Raw genomic sequence first — 19,604 nt, forward strand, 5'->3', positions numbered from 1 at the left:
GTTCTTTTTAGAATTTTAAGTTTAAGTTAAGACCATAACTTTTTACTGTAGGCGTTTGTAATGGAGAAGAACCTTCATTAATAAATTGATCTAAATCAATATTTTTGTTTTTAGAAAAATACAATAAATCCCTTCCTATCAACGAAATAGAAGCATCATTGATAAATGATTTTTTCAAAACTGATTTAGGTAAATTATAAGAAATACTTACTTCTCTTAGTTTAAAGAACGTTTTGTCAATGATATTAGCTGCTGTATTTCCATTATAGGATTTAGAGAAATCTTGATAATACATTTTGGTGGTATTGGGTGCAAAAGTTCGGGTATCTGTAATGGTATTCCCTTGACCATCAGTAACTAAACTCCCTCCTGTTACCACTACTCCTTCTGTTACATAAGACTTAACACCTATAACATCATTCGCTCTTTCTGGCGTATCGCTAAACTCATGAGTACCACTTTGCCACATTTTTTTGTTTACATAATTTTCTATCTTCCCTCCGTATCTTCCGTCAAAACTGAAGTTTAATGCAAAGTTTTTATAGCTGACATTATTTGTAACACCTAATGCCCAATCTGGAGCTTTATATCCCACTTTCGTTTGATATGAATTCGTTAAAGGTTTTCCGTTGCTTCCTACGATTAAAGTTCCGTCATTGGTTCTCATGAAATCATAGATGTAAAATCCGTCAACACGATCCCCTATTTTAATTAAACCATTGTTTTGAATACCAGCATAAACTTCTTTTAAATACTCTTTGTAAGTAGACCAGTTTACGTTAAAATCCCAATTGAAATTTTCAGTTTTTACAGGCTTAACAAAGAAGGAAACCTCTGCTCCTTTAGTTTTGGTAGTAATCCCGTTTTGTTTGCTACCCAGATATCCGGATGTTTCAGAATATTTTAAGTCAAAAATTTGTGGCCCGTTTGTATTTTCGTAATACGTAAAATCAAATCCGAATCTGTTTTTAAACATTTTTGTCTCTAAACCAATTTCTATAGACGAGTTAAAAGCAGGTTCCAAATTACTATTAGATAAAATCTCCCCAACATAAGCAGCGCTATATGTAGCACCATTAATGGTAAAAGGATTTCTTAATCGATACGTATCTTGATTACTGTAAATGTCTAATGAACCACCTACTTTAGCATAAGAACTTCTCACTTTCAAGTAATCAACATGAGGAATATTTACTACTTCACTTAATACAGCACTTACACTAACTGATGGATAAAAGAAAGTATTATTTTGTTTTGGCAATCTTGAATCTGTATCATATCGTCCAGTTGCTCCTAAAAACAAGAATGATTTATAAGACATATCTATAGATCCATACATACTGTTTGTTTCAAAATGACTGTTATAATTTGTAGGTTGTACCGGAGATTGAGTGTTACTCAAGTTATACAATCCGGGAATAATCAAATAATTTGTAGTAGCAAATGAGTTTCTATATTTCTCGGTATTGTTATTCAAACCAACAGTGGCTTTAACATCAAAGTTGTTGAAGCTTTTATTATAATTCAACATCAAATCCGAATAGTTCTTGAATTTATAATCGTATTGCTCTTTATAATCCCCTTGTGCTTTTTCTCTACCATAAGTAGTCATAGAGTATGGGAATTTTTCGTTTCTAAACAAGTTGCTTAATGCCATATTAGTTCTCAATACTACATCAAAATTGCTATTGAACTTATGATTCAAACTGATTTGTCCTGAATAGTCATTTTTATAATACCCTCTTAACCATTCGTATGCCATAAAATAAGGATTGTTATAACGCGTGTATTCAAAATTAATTTGTTGCAATCCTTCTTTTCCTTCTTGCCAGTAGTTTCTCAAATCTCTGACATCATAATCTGGACCACCCCAAATAATAATATTATACAAATAACTGTTAGGACCGTACTCTACATTAGGATTATTAGGTGAGGTTTGAAAGTTAAAATTAGAACTGGCATCTACCCAAGTTTTGTCGCTAAGGTTATATTTACCCGATAAATTATAGTTGTAAATATTCAGTTTTGTATTTGGATTAATCCCTTTTTGATAGGTGTTAGAAACTGAAAATCGAATGTTTCCTTTATCGAATGTAGAAGCCAAAGCCAAGTTATTGGTAACTAGAAAACCATCTTCCATAAAGTTTTTGAAATTGTTTTTTCCTCTTGCCAACCAAGGTGTAGCAATAAGATTTCCTTCTGAATCTAATGGACTGTCATATTGTGTAATCAATTGCCCGTCAAATCGCGGTCCCCATTGATCATAATCAGCATCATTGATTCCGCCTCCTTTACCATCTTTAAAAGCATATTGCCCATAAGATCCAGGACCATAAGACGATTGTGTGTTAGGAATTGCATTAAAACCAGATTGAAATAAGGAATTATGATTGTATTCTACTACAAAACCTTTCCCGTTTTTTGTCCCTCTTTTTGTAGTAATTTGTATAGCTCCGTTTCCTCCCACAGAACCGTATAATGCAGCCGCATTTGCTCCTTTTAGTACGTTAATACTTTCTATATCATCCGGACTGATGTTATAGGTGTCAGTACCTAACGGAACACCATCAACAACCACAAGTGGATTTTTTCCGCGTAAATATAATTTTGGACTACTAAAAAATTCTGATGAAGCCGCTACAGTCAAACCAGATACTTTACCCGAAAGTGAATTCATAACATTCGCATCTCTTCCTTTGGCTAAATTCCCTTCCACTTCTTGAACGGAATATCCTAATTTCTTTTTTTCTTTCTTGATTCCCAAGGCAGTTACCACTACTTCATCTAAATTTTGAGAATCTGAAATCAAAACAATCACTGCTGTTTTTTTATTAGCCGGATTAAAATCAACCGACAAATACCCCATGTAAGAAACCGTAAGAATCTCGTCTCCCTTTGGTAAATCAATTTCAAAGTTACCATTCATGTCCGTGCCTACTCCAGTAGTTTTTCCTTTAATAAGGACTGTTGCGCCTGGCAGTGATACATTTTGTTCATCAACCACCTTACCCTTAAACGGGGTTGTTTGTGCAAAAATTAATGATGTCGTCAACATCAATAATAAATTCATTACAGTTTTCAAGTTTTTCATCAGATAATTAAATAGTTACTATTAGTAAATTTTACATCGCAAATTTGATGATTTATTTTACTATTAGTCAACTTTTCAATTTTAAGAAATCTTTAACATGAGTTCATTATTTCATCAATTAAATGTTATCTAATGTCAAAAAAAGGTTTACAAAATTGAAAATAGCATACGATAAAATGGAAATAAACCAGCCAAACAAAATCATTCCTGATCGAAATAATCTTGTTTGGCTGGCGGTAAAGCAGGAATAATGATCAGACAGGTACTACTGTTTTTTCTCCCTGTTTTCTAAACGGTTCGCATCTTGTTCTTTACTGTCCCGAAACATATCTTCAACATTATCAATTTTTGGAGACTCTTTGAGCGCTTTCCAATTGAATTTTTCATCAAATGGATCGAGTGCTTTTTGAGGATTAAAAATTCTGGAATCAACATCCAATGCATTGTATGGCGCATAATTGGGTTTAGTGGTAAAAAGAGCACTCAAATCAGTTGCTCCGGCATCATATTGATTTAAATACGGCATTCCCAGAATATTCCAAAACGTTTTAAACAAACTGCCAAAACTGTAGTGTTGATGCCCTACATAATCTCTTTTTACCCAAGGAGAAATAACCATCAATATACTGCGATGCGCATCAACATGATCGACTCCGTTTTGCGCATCATCTTCGGTGATGACAATCAACATATTTTTCCAATACGGCGTATGAGATAAATATTCTACAATTCGGCCTACAGCCAAATCATTATCGGCCATATAGCTTTCTCTAAAAGGATATCCGGCTTCAGGACGATCATCAGCGCCATGATCATTCGGAATAATAACCGTAGAAAATGGCGGCATAACTCCTTTGCCGTTCATCCATTTAGTATTAAATTCTTTGATGAACTGATCTATCCTAAATTGATCAGGTATAGCGGTATTATAAGTCGGATACATTTTTGAAGTCCTTTCGAATAAAGGTTCAGGCATTGGAAAATTAACATATTGTTGGATACCCGTGTATTTAAATTCAGCTTTGTATAAAGCCGGTTCAAACATAATGCTGAAACCAAAATTATAGAAGTCTACGGTATGACGGGCCAAATGATCCCACATCGACCCTGCTTCATTATAATCCTCCGGATAAATAGCTCCCGCTGCTCCATTCATCCCAAAAACTCCGGGTGCTTTTGAGTCTTCTTTAAACTCACGGTTACCGCCATAACTGGCTGCTGTGGCAGTTTCGCACCATTCGTTAGGATAGGTATTGGTTAACCAACGGTGACCATCGGCTGAAACATCAGCATCTACATAAAAATTATCCGAAATACTAAATTGTCTGGCCAAAGCCAAATGGTTCGGCATAACTGTAGTATTCGCAATAGAATCCGTCTTTTTTCGGTTCGAAAAGGAAGCATTTTCACCATAACGTGCTAAGGTTGAATCTCCGTTACCTTTCTTTAATTGTCCAAAAACTTCATCATAAGTTCTGTTCTCTTTGGAGATAAACACAATATGCTTTATCGGACTTTCTTGCGCTCCGGGATACAACGGAATGGGATTATTTGCTCTGCTTTTAAAAACAGAATCCGTTACATTTGTGAATTGAAAGTTATTGGCAACCACCTGTTGGGTCATCTCCTGCAATTGTTCGTCTTTTGGGATTGTAACAATTTGAACCGTTCCTTTCATCAAAGAGCCAATGTAACTTCCTTCTGAACCCAACTGAAAAGCTGCTCCGCCATTAGGACCACTTCCAAATCCTTTGGCATTGGCAATAATCAGTTTTTCGCCGTCCTTACTGACTTCGATTTTAGAAGGAAACCAAGCCGTTGGGATATGTCCCAAAACTTTTTGATCCGCTACAGTAATAACACCCACGGCATTTATTCCGGATTCCGCAACATACAAGCGCTTTTGATCAGGGCTCAAAGCCAAACCAAAAGGGATTACACCTCGAAATTGCTTTACTCTGCTATCGGGTTTCAACGCAATGGTATTAACCACGGCATCTTTGGAGATAGAAATAACCGAAATATTATCATTGGTTCCATTACTGACAAAAACATAATCGTATGTCGCTACAATTGAGTTGGGACTGGAACCACCTACGGCAGGAATCCCTTCTACCAATGCACCTACTAAATGTCCAGTTTTAATTTTGGCAGTAACTTTTGGCTGTAAAGCATCTTCAAGATTGATGGCAAATACCGAAAAAGCTTCTGCCGCATTCAGTTCACCTAAACCTTTAATGGCTATAGAATCATTTTGGATTCCCGTTTGCATTTCTTTCGAACCATAGGCAAAAGCCGGATAACCAACTGATTTTATCTTAGCCTCTTTTTCGTTACTTTCTTTTATATAAGAATATTCAAACATGCCCACATTAGCAACATATACCTTTTTTTCGTCTGGTGACAAACAAATTCCAAACGGATAGCGCCCTACAGGAACAGAATGCATCAGCTTTTTGGTTTCGGTATTCAGAATTACCATCCTGAAACCTATTTGATCCACCGCATACAAGGTTTTCCCATCTTTAGACAACTTCATATCACCAATATAACCATGACGATAATCAATAGATTCAGTACTGAAAGCACAATCTATAGAGTCTCTTTTTATTCCGGTTTGGGCATCAAATAAATATACTTTATTCTCTTGTCCGCCGGCAACATATATCGTTTTATTATCCGGAGCAATTGCTAAACCCATAAATACTGATGCCAATACGCCTTTATCTGTTGCTGGTCCGGGAGGAACTTGTTGCACATCGGGATGCTCCGATAAAAGATCCCGAATAATGGTAATCGATAAAGGATTCGTTCCTGAATTAGCCGTAACTGCAATTGTACCGTTCGGACTTAAAGTCAATCCGTAAGGATGCGGAGCGGTACTAATGTTTTTACCGGCTGGCGTAATAAAACGACCGTTGGGAATGACCGTTTTTCCGGTTTTATCAATTTTTGTTAATTGCTCTCCACTTGGTGAGGAAATGACCCACAATGGTTTTGTACTTAGAGTAGTGTTCTTAACACTACACGCTGCAAAAAGAAGGAGCAGTAACAGGAATCGAAGACTTGTTTTCATGATTTTAAACTCGTTTATTTTATACACTATTTAATCACTGTAATTTATAAAAAAACTACAACAGCATCCATAAATAAAAATTCAAAGTTCTGATAAACAAATACCTAAAGATACTTATTTTGACTTATTGAATTTCTATTGCAATGACTAACAAATGTAAACGATTTGAAACATTTTATGATGCTTTAAACATCAATCTAATGTTATCATACCGTTAGACAACTGTTTTATGACAAGTAACTATTTAAAGAATCCCGAAAGATTTTCATCTGATGAGGCTTTTTTTAAACAATAAATTATTTTTTATTCTTCTTATTTTTGTTTGCTTTAGCCATAGCTTTCTGTTTAGCGATTTCTTCACACAACTTAATTCTTTACTTTCTCAAATAGAAAAAAGGGAAATTAGTGCTAATTTTAAACTCTGGATTTTAGTATCAAATTAAAGACACCGTATTTTATGAAATGGATTACTAGAGAAAGACCTAAAATTGACCGATTGGCCTGTCCTTGGCTGATAAAAAATTTTGTAGACAAAGAAGCCGAATTCATATACGTCCCATTCGATGAGGTTTGTGAAAAAGCAAAAGAATTAGATGCCATTCCTTTTGATATCCCTAATGTTGAGTTTACGCATTATAACGAACAAAGTACGTTTGACTATATCATAAAAAAGTACAAAATAGAGGATTCCGCCATTTTGATTATGGCTGATATCATTCGTGGTGCAGATACTGACAGGCATGATATGGCAAAAGAATCGGCTGGACTTTGGGCGATTTCAGCTGGATTGTCCCATAACATTACAGACGACTATAAACTATTAGAAACAGGAATGGTTATCTACGAGGCACTATACAGTTGGGCCAAATATTTATACCAACAAAATCATTTACAAAATAGTCCGTTTGAAAACTTGTTACATGAGGTATACAACAAATTTTTAAAGGATAAAAAGACCACCACTAAGAAAACGCCTGCTTGGGTCAAAGATTTAAAAGAGATTATTCAAGACCAAATAGACACTCAATTTACTTTCGACCTAAAAAAGATTTCAACTGATTTAGAGCTTAATCCTTCCTATTTATCAAGAGAGTTTTCCAAATATTTTGAGGACCTCAATTTTGGTGACTATGTTAGAAAATTACGAATCGAAAAAGCAATTACCCTTATTCAAAATTCAACCTATACTCTTACCGAAATAGCCTATATTGGAAAAACCGGTCAAATTGACCACCACTTTCCAGTTCAAATTGACCACCTGATTTTGGTGTAAATTGACCATTAAAAACTACTGACTTTTTCATGTTGTTAGAACCATACATTCGTTAAAAAAATACGGATTATGGCAAACAAAATAACAGACATGAGTAAAATTAGAAAAGTAATTAAATTCTATTGCAATGGAAAAAGCAAGTTATTTATAAGTAGCTACTTATCCCTTTCCAGAAACACGGTAAAGAAGTATATTTCTTTATTTGAAGTCCTAGAATTAAGCATTGAAATAATTAATGAAAAAACAGATGCCGAACTAGAACTTTTGTTTTCACACACTACCGTGGAATCAATTAATCCCAAATTACAGACACTCCACAATTTTTTTCCTAAAATGGAGCGGGAACTAAAAAAAGTTGGAGTTACCATACAACACATGTGGGAGCAATATATTGCCGTAAACCCTGATGGCTACAGAAGTTCACAATTTAGCCATCATTACAAAATATGGGGTAAACGGGTCAATCCAGTAATGCATATGAATCACAAAGCCGGTGATAAAATGTATGTGGATTATGCTGGAAAAACACTCTCCTTTATTGATAAAGATACGGGTGAAATCAAGGAAGTGCAGTTTTTTGTAGCCATATTGGGAGCTAGTCAATACACCTATGCCGAAGCTTCCATGAGCCAACAAAAAGAAGATTTTGTTGCTTCGGTAGAAAATGCCATGCGTTTTTTTGAAGGCACTCCTGCGGCAATTGTTCCAGATAATTTAAAATCTGCAGTAATAAAAAGCAGTCGTTTTGAACCGACAATCAATGAAACCTTGGCTGATTTAGCGGAACATTACGAAACTACAATCTTGCCCGCCAGAGCCTATAAACCAAGAGACAAGTCATTGGTTGAAGGAGCTGTCAAGATATTGTACCGAAGGATTTATGTAAATCTAAATGAAAACAAATTCTTTAGCCTTGAAGAATTAAACCAGCAGATATGGGATTTATTAGACACTCATAATAACCGAAAACTCACAGGGCGCCCTTACTCTCGTTTGGAATTGTTTTTAGAAGACGAGAAACAAAAACTGCGCCCATTACCACAAGAACGCTTTGAAATCAAATACCAATCCTTTGCAACGGTGATGCAAAATGGACATGTTCAATTAAGTCAGGACAAAAATTACTATAGCGTTCCGTATCAATACGTAAAGAAAAAAGCGAAACTGCTGTATACCAAATCAACGGTAGAGATTTATTATAAATACAATCGGATAGCTGTCCACACACGAAATTACAAACCTTATATCTATACCACAATCCCGGAACATCTGGCCAGTACGCATCAATTTGTAGCCCAGTGGAGCGCTGCCCGCTTCATTGATTGGGCAAGCAGTATTGACGAGTCGGTAGGAGAATATATTATGCAGATAATCGAAAGCAGAAACCATCCTGAACAGGCTTATAAAAGTTGTTTGGGAATACTGAACTTCGAGAAAAAGGTAGGCAAGCAACGATTAATAAATGCCTGCAAGCGGGCACTTGATTTTAAAATTTACAATTTTAAGACGATACAGAACATTTTGGAAAATAACCTAGACCATATTGATTTTGAACAGGAACAGGAGCAGGAACTCCCGAGCCACGGTAACATAAGAGGAAAACATTATTACAACTAAATTAAATCTTGAAAACATGAATGAATCCACAGTAACAAAAATGAAACAGATGAAGCTTTATGGCATGTTCAATGCTTTTAAAACAGCCATTGAGAGCGGAAAAACAGACCATTACACACTCGATCAGTTTGTATCGATGATTATTGATGCAGAATGGGACGAAAGGCACAATCGTCGTATTGAACGCAGTATCAAGAATGCCCGATTCCATTACAAATCAAATATTGAAAGTGTCAATTTTGATGTATCGCGTAATCTTGACAGAAACATGGTACTGCGTCTGGCAGAATGCGAATTTGTAGAAAAAAACGAAAACATTTTAATCACTGGAAGTACAGGTGTAGGCAAAAGTTATTTAGGCACTGCGTTAGGTTATCAAGCCTGTATACAGGGTTTTAAAGTAAGTTATTTTAACACTTCGAAGTTGTTTGCTAAATTAAAAATGGCCAAAGCAGATGGTTCTTACCTCAGGGAACTTGCCAAAATAGAAAGGCAAGACGTCATTATATTGGATGATTTTGGACTCCAGGCATTGGATAGTCATAACCGAATTACCCTTTTGGAAATCATTGAAGACAGGCATAATAATGGTTCCATAATCGTGACATCACAAATCCCGGTGCAAGGATGGTATGACATCATTGGAGAAAAAACCATAGCTGACGCGATTCTGGACAGACTTATACATCAATCCCACCGACTCGAATTACATGGCGAATCTATGAGAAAGAAAAGAGGCATAAACAAAGGGTAATATTTTAAGTATATTTGAATACTAATTAACAGATGAAAAAAAGTAGTTTTTAATGAAAAATGGAGGTGGTCATTTTGCTCCGGAATTAGGTGGTCATTTTGAATTGGAATCAGGTGGTCACTTTAAATTGGAATTGGGTGGTCAATATCACTGGAATTTGCATCCAACTGCTGCTAAAGCCAATCCGATATTTCGAAGCACTTTAAAAAACTTCGGACTGGGAGCTTTCACTCTTTTGATTATATTCATAATTAAATTTATTAAGATTGAACAATTAATAAGACACTTTCGTTACGCTCCAAAGCTTTGTAAACTAAACTTTTTAAAGAAACAAAAGCGTGTCGAGATTGAAGACCCAAGCCGGGTCCGGAAAGTTTCGTCACCGGAGCAATACAACCTTTCAATTCCTTTTGGGCATTATTGGCCGGATGAAACAAAATAAAACGTCTGTCTATTACGTCAACTAGTTCAATATGCCATTGAAATTTGCGGCTATACCGCTTTCTCAATAAATACTTCCCCTCCGGGATACAGGAAACCTTTTTCTCATTATTGATCCAAGGCAATTCAATTGTACTACAAATGAATTTACCTTCACAATCGAGTTTTCCGTTAGTTCCATCAGGGAAATAAGTTCTGGATAGCACTAAAACCATATTACAATCCGCTTACTTGAACTAGTGACAACGGATTATAAGCTCCATTTTTCAAAGGATACATACGACCATTTACTCCTTGATAAAATTCCAGTCCTAAAGCTAGAAACAAAGGTTTTGTGCTGTCTGGTGTAACCATATTCACATGAGTAATAGGAACCGTTGGAGTCATATCCCAAGGTAGGATGTCCGTTTCAGAATTCGATGTAACAAATGTTTCTGCCTCAAAATCTATTTCAGCCCCTCCTGATATGATTTTAAAATGAGTTGTTCCACTTGGAACTGAAACCATATTACCAGGAATAAAAGAATCTAGGTCAACCGAAATTTCACCGGTAACACGATCAATAGTACCTGTATAAGGAGCAAATAAAGTGGTTCCTAATTTACCGGTAATGTTAAAATCAAAACCGGTAAGCAATTCAGCCTCGCCATCAATGACGTTTCTAAGACCTCGCTCATTAACCATATCGGCCTGAATAACTTTAACCATCAACTGGGTAAGTCGGCTAACCATTTTACTGTCAGAAGAATTCAACAGTAAAGTACGTAACGCCAATCGCAACGTTTTACCGGCTTTACCCGCTCTTCCAAATTCAGATCCATTCTCACGTGTTCTTTGAAATGCAGGATCGTTAGCAATTCTATTGGCATCAATGCCTCCTTTTTCGCGGGCAATATACCCATCCTTTGTTTTATAAAAAGTAATATCTCCGATAGTACCTTTCAATTTAATTATGCCTTTCTGTTTTGCCATAATAGTTTAAAATTTAAGTTTAAAAATGATTTAACTTCTCGTTCATCCTGATAATTCGTTGCAACTAAATTGGGAATGATTGGAACAAAGATTCCATCATTAAAAGCACATTTCAAAAAGTGATGGTCAAAAACGGTAGTAAAAAGCCTATAATTACCTCTTTTAGTCACTAAGTGACAAAGTAATTTTATTAACTTTGCAGTATGATAATACTCCACTAAGGAAGTTACTCAAAGGCATACCAACGGTATGGATAATGTATTAAAAACAGAAGTGTGATAGCAGGAAACATCAGGGCATGTATTTATCCAAAAGATGTACAACGTATTACCGGTAAAACATACAGACAGGCAAGATTGTATTTAAATAAAATTAAAGACAATTTGAATAAAGAACCACATCAGTTTATCTCTATAGAGGAATTTTGTGATTATTCAGGTCTCCAAATGGAACATGTTTTACGTTGTATAATCGGGTAAGGATTTAAGACAATTAAAAGCAGTCAAAATACTTCTATACACAAACAACAGTAGTTCAATCAGTAGTTCAAATAATAAACATAACATACCGCACAACTAATAATAAATATTATTTTATAAAGTAAAATTTAATCGTATTGAACTGGTTCAAAGAGGCTAACTTACAAAGTTAATTCGTCACGAACTATTCAAAAGAATTAGAAATATTAATTCATTCAACTCACAAAAAACCCCTGATAACCATAGATTATTAGGGGTTTTGTTTTTATACAACATCTTTACTGGTATAAAATTCGTAGTTAGCTATTAAATTAAGAGCATTACCCATTTGTTGCAGAACATAAATAAACCCACTAATTGTAATTAGCCCTCCCATATCAATAACTATTTCCTGAGGAAGTTTAACAATATCACTTCCAAAACTCCAAATATGAGGTAGTAATAAGAAAATGTTTTTTATCATGGTTATAATAACATTCAAAAACATCTGCCTTATAAATCATAAAATAATCCTAAATGATTTTTATTAAATAGATATATCGAGAAAAGTCGATATATTTGCACTATGGATCATATAGAACTCTTTAAAGCATTATCAAACAAGTCCAGACTACAAATACTGGAATGGTTAAAAGAACCTGAAATAAATTTCCCAGAACAAATGGCTGATTGTTATGAACACGGTGTTTGTGTAGGACAAATTCAGGCCAAATCAGGTCTAACCCAATCAACGGTTTCAGAATATTTATCAATATTACAACGTGCCGGATTCATAGAATCCAAACGTGTTGGGCAATGGACCTATTACAAGCGCAACGAAAAAGCGTTTACCGAACTCAGTAAAATAATCGAATCTAATATATAACAAGTATGAAAACAAATAGTTTGTTTACGCCCTTCAGCTTGAAGACGCTAAACCTTAAAAATAGAATTGTAATGGCGCCCATGACGCGCTCTTTTTCTCCAAATGGAGTTGCTACAGATGAAGTAGCGGCTTATTATCAAAAAAGAGCAGAAGGCGAAGTAGGTTTGATACTCTCCGAAGGAACCGTTATCAATAGACCTTCCTCATCAAATGATCCTAATATACCGCACTTTTACGGGGAGCAATCTCTGGCAGGATGGAAAAAAGTCATTGATAGCGTGCATACTGCAGAGGGACAAATGGGACCACAAATATGGCATATGGGAATTATGGACAACCACCATTCGGGTTGGGTTCCTCCTACACCTTTTGAAGGACCATCGGGTTTAAACAGACCAGGGTTTAACAATGGCAGTACCATGACTATAAATGATATCGAAAATACCATTATCGCTTTTGGTCAGGCTGCAGCCAATGCCAAAAGATTGGGTTTTGACTGTATTGAAATACACGGGGCACACGGTTATCTCATTGATCAATTTTTCTGGGAGGCGACAAATCTTCGTACAGATATTTATGGCGGAAAAACCCTTCCGGAACGTACTCGCTTTGCTGTAGATGTAATTAAAGAAATTAGAAAACAAGTAGGCGAAGATTTTGCTATAATCATGAGAGTTTCTCAGTTTAAACCATCGGATTACAATTTCAAACAAGCAAAAACACCTCAAGAAATGGAAGCCTGGCTTAGTCCGTTGATTGATGCCGGTGTCGATATTTTACATTGTTCTCAACGCCGTTTTTGGGAACCGGAATTTGAAGATAACGATCTTAACTTTGCAGGATGGGCTAAGAAATTAACTGGAAAACCAACTATTACCGTAGGTTCAATTGGACTTTCAAGTGATTTCTTTGGTGCGTTTGCAGGCGAAAGTTCTGAACCAACATCATTAGACGAATTAACTAGACGCTTAGACAGAGGAGATTTTGACCTCGTAGCAGTTGGAAGACCTCTCTTGTCGGACCCGAATTGGGTTGCCAAAATCAAAGCAGGAAAAAATGACCAACTAAAAGGCTTTAGCAAAGAAGCCTTGAGTGAATTGGTATTGGAATAAAACTAATAACAAAGTTAAAAGAGCTAAATATTCTAATGATTTCTTTTTTTTAACTTTTAAAACTATTTAATAAGTTTAAATTTAAGATGCTTTATTCGTTTCCTTACCAATAAAAAAGAGCCAATCAAAATTGACTGGCTCTTTAGTTTGAACTATTACTTTATTTCCAACCTCCTCCTAAATCCTTATAAACATTGACAGTAGCGTTGAACTGTTCTTTTTTTGTTTCTATCAATTCAAGTTTAGACTCTAAAGCGTCACGCTGCGTCATCAAAACTTCAAAATAATCTACTCTGGCAGACTTGAACAAATCATTAGAAACATCAATCGACCGGTTTAAGGCATTCACTTGTTGCCATTTCAAATCATAACTTTTTTCTAAATTATTAATTTTAGAGAGCTGATTAGAAACTTCCAAATATGCGTTTAAAATAGTACGTTCATAGTTATACATAGCCTGGATTTGACGTGAATTGGCGTTATTAAACTCTGCTTTGATTGCGTTTCTATTTATCAGTGGTGCAGCGATATCTCCCGCAAGAGAATAAAGTATAGACTCCGGAAACGTTAACAAATATGATGTTTTAAAAGCTTGTAATCCGATTCCAGCTGAAATAGCTAATGAAGGATAAAATTCGGCTCTAGCTATTTTTACGTCTAACTTTGCGGCAGCCAGTTCAAGTTCAGCTTGTTTAATATCGGGACGATTCGCCAATAATTGTGAAGGAATTCCCGAATCAATTGCTGAAGGCTGTAAATTCAAAAAATTGTTTTTATCCCTTATGATTTCTTGAGGATAACGGCCCAGTAAAAAGTTAATTCTATTTTCTGTTTCTTTTATCTTTTGGAGAATTTCAAACTCCATACTTTTCGAAGTTAATACTTCAGCCTGAAATTTTTGAACGGCAAGTTCTGTTGCTCTGGCAGTTTCTTTCTGAATTTTTACAATTTCCAGGGCATTTTTTTGTAATTCAATGTTCTGTTTTACAATGTTCAACTGACTATCCAGAGCAAGTAATTCATAATATGAATTAGCTACTTCTGCAATAAGATTTGTAAGTACAAAATTTTTACCTTCAATAGTAGATAAATACCTGCTAACAGCTGCTTTCTTAGAATTACGCAATTTTTTCCAGATATCAACTTCCCAATTTGCATAAGCAGCTAGAGTATAGTCCATAAGCGGATCAGGCATTTCTTTACCGGGAGTTATCTCAGTAGAAGCATCGCCGGCTCCTTGACTGGTATATCTTCCTACTTTTTCGACACCGGCTCCTGCCCTCACACCAACCTTTGGCAAAATCTCCCCTTTCTTGATGCGAATATCATTCTTGGTAATTTCTATTTCCTGTAAAGTAATCTGTAATTCCTGATTATTTGTGAGTGCAATATCAATCAAATTAACCAAGTTTTTATCCTTAAAGAAATTTTTCCAAGGAATAGTCGACGTGTTAGACGTATCCTTATTATTACTATACAATTCTGGCAAAGCATTATTTGTAGTTGTTCTTGTTGTAATAGCAGGAGCTTTACAACTTATCACCGATAGGAAAACACCTAACGGGATAAGGCATCGATATAACTTAATTTTATACATTGTGATCAATTTCTTCGGTTAATGGATTTTCTTCTTCATTTTTAACAAACTTTACTTTTTCTGAAATTCTGCCGAATATATAATACAATCCAGGTATAAGCAGCACACCAAAAATAGTTCCTATCAGCATCCCTCCTGCAGCTGCAGAACCGATGGTTCGGTTACCCACTTTTCCGGGTCCGGAAGCAAAAACTAATGGAATTAATCCGGCAATAAATGCAAATGAAGTCATGAGAATTGGACGGAACCGCAGCGCAGATCCTTCAATTGCAGCTTGAAGTACAGAATCTCCAGCACGGTGTCTTTGAACAGCAAACTCTACGATAAGTACTGCATTTTTCCCCAGCAAACCAATTAGCATTACCATGGCAACTTGAGCATAAATATTATTCTCTAAACCACATATTTTAAGTAACAAGAATGCTCCAAAAATACCCGCAACAAGCGATAGTATGACAACAAAAGGTAAAATAAAACTTTCATATTGTGCAGCAAGAATTAGATAAACAAAGCCTAAACAAATTAAGAAAATGTAAATCGCTTCATTACCACGGCCCACTTCATCTTTTGAAATTCCTGCCCAATCAATTCCATATCCTCTAGGCAGTGTTTTTTCGGCAACTTCTTGAATAGCTTTAATGGCTTCGCCACTACTATATCCCGTAGCAGATTGGCCACTTATTTCCGATGCATTATACATGTTTTGTCTTGTAATCTCAGACAATCCGTATACTTTTTCCATTTTCATAAAAGCGGAGAAAGGTACCATTTCATCTCGATTATTTTTTACATACAGTTTCATGATATCTTCGGGTAAAGCTCTATATTCAGGAGATGCTTGTACCATTACTTTATATTGACGCCCGTATTTAATAAAACTTATTTCATAATTACTTCCTACAAGTGTTGATAGCGTGTTCGTGGCATTTTCGATAGTCACCCCTTTTTGTTGTGCGATATCATTATCAATTCGAAGCATATACTGTGGAAAACTGGCACTATAAAATGTAAAAACCGAAGCCAGTTCAGGTCGTTTGTTGAGTTCTTTTACGAAATCATTACTCACAGTTTCCATCTTTTTATAATCTCCAGAACCTGCTTTATCTAATAAACGCAATTCAAAACCTCCTGCTGCTCCATAACCGGGAACGGCTGGCGGTTGAAAAAATTCAAGAGTGGCACCCGGAATATCTTTGGATTTTTCTTCAAGTTCATCTATAATTTCTTGTGAAGATTTTTTACGTTCGTCCCAACTTTTTAGGTTGATAAGACAGGTTCCTGAATTAGCTCCAGTTCCCTCGGTTAAAATTTCATAACCAGCTAAAGACGAAACCGATTTAACACCTTCGATACTTTCGGCAATTTTTTGTAATCGTTCTGAAATTTGATTAGTTCGTTCTAATGTTGAACCGGGAGGAGTCTGGATAACTGCATAAAACATCCCTTGATCTTCATTTGGAATAAATCCTGATGGAAGACTTGCATTCAAAAAATAAGTTCCAACACAGAAAAAAATAAGCATCCCAAAAGTGAAAACTCTTCTGTTTACAATCAAACCTAACAGATTTCTATATTTTCCAGATACACCGTTAAACCAATTATTAAAACTGTCCAATATTTTATTCAGTGGAGTTTTCTTTCTGGGTTTTCCATGATTATTTTTCAACATCATTGCACAAAGTGCTGGCGTTAGTGTCAATGCAACAACCCCTGAAAGTACAATAGAAGTAGCCATTGTAATAGAAAACTGTCTATAAAATATACCTACTGGACCTGACATAAAAGCAACTGGAATAAATACGGCTGCCATAACAAATGTAATGGCAATAATAGCACCGCTTACTTCGTGCATTGCTTCTTTTGTAGCCTTCTTTGGTGAGAGATGCTTGGTTTCCATCTTGGCATGAACAGCTTCAATCACCACTATGGCATTATCGACAACGATACCAATGGCCAGTACCAATGCAAATAAAGTTATCAAATTGAGCGTGATACCAAAGTATTGCATGAACATAAAGGTTCCAATAAGTGATACAGGGACTGCGATTGCAGGAATTAATGTAGAACGCCAATCACCTAAAAATAAGAAGACTACTAATCCTACTAATATAAAAGCTTCAATTAAAGTATGAATAACTTTTTCGATGGAAGCATCCAAAAATTTAGAAACATCATAACTGATTTCATAATCCATTCCTTTTGGAAAAGAGGTTTTCTTAATCTCTTCAAGTTTCGCTTTTACATCTTTAATAACTTGAGTAGCATTACTACCATAAGATTGTTTCAATACAATTGCTGCTGAAGGTTTTCCGTTCAAATTAGAATAAATATCGTACATTGAACTACCAAATTCTACTTTTGCAACATCTTTTAAGCGAAGTATTTGACCGTCTGGATTAGCTCTCAAAACTATATTTCCATATTGTTCTTGAGTAGTAAATCGCCCAGGATATTTCAATACATATTCAAATGATTGTGATCTTTTACCCGAACTTTCTCCTGTTTTACCTGGGGATGCTTCCAAACTTTGTTGAGCCAATGCTTCCATCACCTCATCGGCCGAAATTTTATAAGCTAACATTCTATCTGGTTTCAACCAAATACGCATAGCATATTCTCTGTTTCCCAAAATATCGGCAACACCTACTCCATCCACTCTTTTGAGTTCTGAAAGGATATTAATATCAGCATAATTAAAAAGAAATTTTTGATCTGCTTTTGGATCTGTACTGTAAAGATTGACATACAAAAGCATGTTCGATTCTTCTCGAGTAATCTTTACACCTTCCCGAACCACAATTGGAGGTAGCTTATTAACCACTGAAGCCACACGGTTTTGTACATTTAATGAGGCTTGATTTGGGTCGGTTCCAAGATTAAATATCACTTGAATAGTTCCTTCTCCATCGTTACCTGCATCTGATGCTATATATTTCATTCCAGGAACCCCGTTAAGAGCTCTTTCTAGCGGAATAATTACTGATTTTATCAATAATTCGTTATTTGCTCCAGGATATGATGCTGTAACATTTACTTTAGGCGGCGATATAGAAGGAAATAATGTTATTGGTAACTGGACAAGAGCCAATAAACCAAGTAATACGATCATAAGTGATATCACTATAGAGAGTACCGGTCTTTGTATAAATTTATTAAACATTGATTTATGATTTAAGGATTATGACTATTCCGCTTTTAATTTCAAATGATTCAACACTTCTTTCGGTTTTTGATATTCAAATTTAATTTTATCACCCTCCTTAACTTTCTGAACTCCTTCAAGCAGTATTCTGTCATTTGCTGTGATACCACTTTCAACAACGTATAAATCTGGCATTTCACCTGTAAGGGTAATTTCTCTTGACCGCACTACATTGTTTCTATCTACTACAAAAACATACATTTTATCTTGAATTTCATAAGTAGCTTTCTGCGGAATAATTAATGCACTTTTAACAGGAACCGTCATCAAAACTTTACCCGTTTCACCATTTTTTAATAATTTATCAGGGTTTGGAAAACTGGCTCTAAAGGAAATATTACCGGTTTCACTATCAAACTCACTTTCGATGACTTCTACTTTTCCTTTATATTTTAATGGTTTATTATTGGCTAAAAGTAAACTTACTGTACTATTACCTCTGCCTTTTATATTGTTTTGATACTCCAGATATTCTGGTTCAGACACGTTAAAATAAGCAAACATTGTACTGTTATCCGAAAGACTGGTCAGTAGCTCTCCTTCATCAATAAGGCTTCCCAATTTCTTTGGAATCCTATCAATAGTTCCTGCAAACGGTGCTCTGATTTCAGTAAATGATAAATGAATTTTTGCTAATGCCACTTCAGCTTTAGCTTGCTCCAGTTTTGCTTGTGCGATAAACTGTTCACTTTTAGAGACTATATTTTTATCGGCTAGCGTTTTTGCATTTTGTAATTCTATCGTAGCAGCTTTAGCCTCGGCTTGTGCTTTTAACAGTTCTGCTTCATACATTTTGGGCATGATTCTGAATAACAACTGACCCGCTTTTACAAACTGTCCTTCATCAACATAAATATTTTGCAAAAATCCTTTTTCTTGAGCACGAATCTCGATGTTTCTTACAGAACGTATTTGAGACACATATTCTTTGGTAAATGAAGTATCAATACTTACCGGATTGGTTACTGTAAATTTACCTGCTTCTTCTTTTTCTTCTTTTTTAGTTGTACAACTAACTAGGCACAACAAGGCAACTAAGCCCGTGAAAATGATATTTTTCTTCATGGTATTAAATGTGGAATTAGAGCGATTTAACGCTGCAAATAGGAAAATTTCTAAGTGTTA

The 19,604-nt window shown here is 35.4% G+C and carries 14 protein-coding genes; 6 read left to right on the forward strand and 8 right to left on the reverse strand.

What is annotated here, in order from left to right; translation table 11 throughout:
- Positions 1 to 7: 7 nt before the first annotated feature.
- Both O6P34_RS12385 and O6P34_RS12390 read right to left on the reverse strand, forming a co-directional pair.
- Positions 8 to 3,070 carry a SusC/RagA family TonB-linked outer membrane protein gene (locus O6P34_RS12385; protein WP_281324524.1) on the reverse strand — a complete coding sequence of 1,021 codons (3,063 nt, stop codon included), beginning with the start codon at positions 3,068 to 3,070 and terminating at the stop codon, positions 8 to 10.
- 286 nt (positions 3,071 to 3,356) lie between these two features.
- On the reverse strand, positions 3,357 to 6,167 hold the full coding sequence (locus O6P34_RS12390) for a bifunctional YncE family protein/alkaline phosphatase family protein (protein WP_269684824.1): 2,811 nt from the start codon (positions 6,165 to 6,167) through the stop codon (positions 3,357 to 3,359).
- 457 nt (positions 6,168 to 6,624) lie between these two features.
- Here O6P34_RS12390 and O6P34_RS12395 point away from each other — a divergent pair, with 457 nt between their 5' ends.
- The 3 genes from O6P34_RS12395 to istB all read left to right on the forward strand — a co-directional run bounded on the left by O6P34_RS12395 (position 6,625) and on the right by istB (position 9,811).
- A complete protein-coding gene (locus O6P34_RS12395) occupies positions 6,625 to 7,440 on the forward strand; it encodes a chromate resistance protein ChrB domain-containing protein (RefSeq protein ID WP_269684825.1) in 816 nt (271 codons plus the stop codon).
- Between the two features lie 69 nt (positions 7,441 to 7,509).
- Positions 7,510 to 9,057: an IS21 family transposase gene (gene istA / locus O6P34_RS12400; protein WP_269684826.1), complete on the forward strand. Its 1,548-nt coding sequence runs from the start codon at positions 7,510 to 7,512 to the stop codon at positions 9,055 to 9,057.
- A gap of 16 nt (positions 9,058 to 9,073) precedes the next feature.
- Entirely contained in the window at positions 9,074 to 9,811 is a 738-nt protein-coding gene (istB, locus tag O6P34_RS12405) for an IS21-like element helper ATPase IstB (protein WP_219319283.1), read from the forward strand.
- 260 nt (positions 9,812 to 10,071) lie between these two features.
- Here istB and O6P34_RS12410 read toward each other — a convergent pair whose 3' ends face one another.
- A complete protein-coding gene (locus tag O6P34_RS12410; protein WP_269684827.1) occupies positions 10,072 to 10,467 on the reverse strand; it encodes a DUF5675 family protein in 396 nt (131 codons plus the stop codon).
- Position 10,468: 1 nt separating this feature from the next.
- The gene (locus tag O6P34_RS12415) at positions 10,469 to 11,224 is read right to left on the reverse strand and encodes a hypothetical protein (protein ID WP_269684828.1); all 756 of its coding nucleotides are present in this window, start codon (positions 11,222 to 11,224) and stop codon (positions 10,469 to 10,471) included.
- Between the two features lie 275 nt (positions 11,225 to 11,499).
- On the opposite strand from O6P34_RS12415, the gene O6P34_RS14945 reads away from it, so the two are divergent.
- Positions 11,500 to 11,703, forward strand: a complete 204-nt coding sequence (locus tag O6P34_RS14945) for a hypothetical protein (RefSeq protein WP_269684829.1) — start codon at positions 11,500 to 11,502, stop codon at positions 11,701 to 11,703.
- A gap of 265 nt (positions 11,704 to 11,968) precedes the next feature.
- Here O6P34_RS14945 and O6P34_RS12425 read toward each other — a convergent pair whose 3' ends face one another.
- Entirely contained in the window at positions 11,969 to 12,166 is a 198-nt protein-coding gene (locus tag O6P34_RS12425) for a discoidin/SUN/FTP domain-containing protein (protein ID WP_269684830.1), read from the reverse strand.
- A 102-nt stretch (positions 12,167 to 12,268) separates the two neighbouring features.
- On the opposite strand from O6P34_RS12425, the gene O6P34_RS12430 reads away from it, so the two are divergent.
- Together O6P34_RS12430 and O6P34_RS12435 are read left to right on the forward strand one after the other, a co-directional pair.
- Positions 12,269 to 12,568 (forward strand): ArsR/SmtB family transcription factor, encoded by a 300-nt coding sequence (locus tag O6P34_RS12430; protein ID WP_269684831.1) that lies wholly within the window; start codon positions 12,269 to 12,271, stop codon positions 12,566 to 12,568.
- 5 nt (positions 12,569 to 12,573) lie between these two features.
- A complete protein-coding gene (locus O6P34_RS12435) occupies positions 12,574 to 13,680 on the forward strand; it encodes an NADH:flavin oxidoreductase (RefSeq protein ID WP_269684832.1) in 1,107 nt (368 codons plus the stop codon).
- A 160-nt stretch (positions 13,681 to 13,840) separates the two neighbouring features.
- On the opposite strand, the gene O6P34_RS12440 is transcribed toward O6P34_RS12435, so the two are convergent.
- Genes O6P34_RS12440 through O6P34_RS12450 form a run of 3 tightly spaced genes read right to left on the reverse strand, consistent with a single transcriptional unit; the run spans position 13,841 to position 19,544 of the window.
- Positions 13,841 to 15,277, reverse strand: a complete 1,437-nt coding sequence (locus O6P34_RS12440) for a TolC family protein (RefSeq protein ID WP_269684833.1) — start codon at positions 15,275 to 15,277, stop codon at positions 13,841 to 13,843.
- On the reverse strand, positions 15,270 to 18,437 hold the full coding sequence (locus tag O6P34_RS12445; RefSeq protein ID WP_269684834.1) for an efflux RND transporter permease subunit: 3,168 nt from the start codon (positions 18,435 to 18,437) through the stop codon (positions 15,270 to 15,272). Before O6P34_RS12445 ends, O6P34_RS12440 begins: the two co-directional genes overlap by 8 nt.
- A 24-nt stretch (positions 18,438 to 18,461) precedes the next feature.
- Positions 18,462 to 19,544, reverse strand: a complete 1,083-nt coding sequence (locus tag O6P34_RS12450) for an efflux RND transporter periplasmic adaptor subunit (RefSeq protein ID WP_269684835.1) — start codon at positions 19,542 to 19,544, stop codon at positions 18,462 to 18,464.
- Positions 19,545 to 19,604 lie beyond the last annotated feature (60 nt).

Origin of the sequence: Flavobacterium lacustre (genome assembly GCF_027474525.2) — a bacterium.
Taxonomy (GTDB): domain Bacteria; phylum Bacteroidota; class Bacteroidia; order Flavobacteriales; family Flavobacteriaceae; genus Flavobacterium; species Flavobacterium lacustre.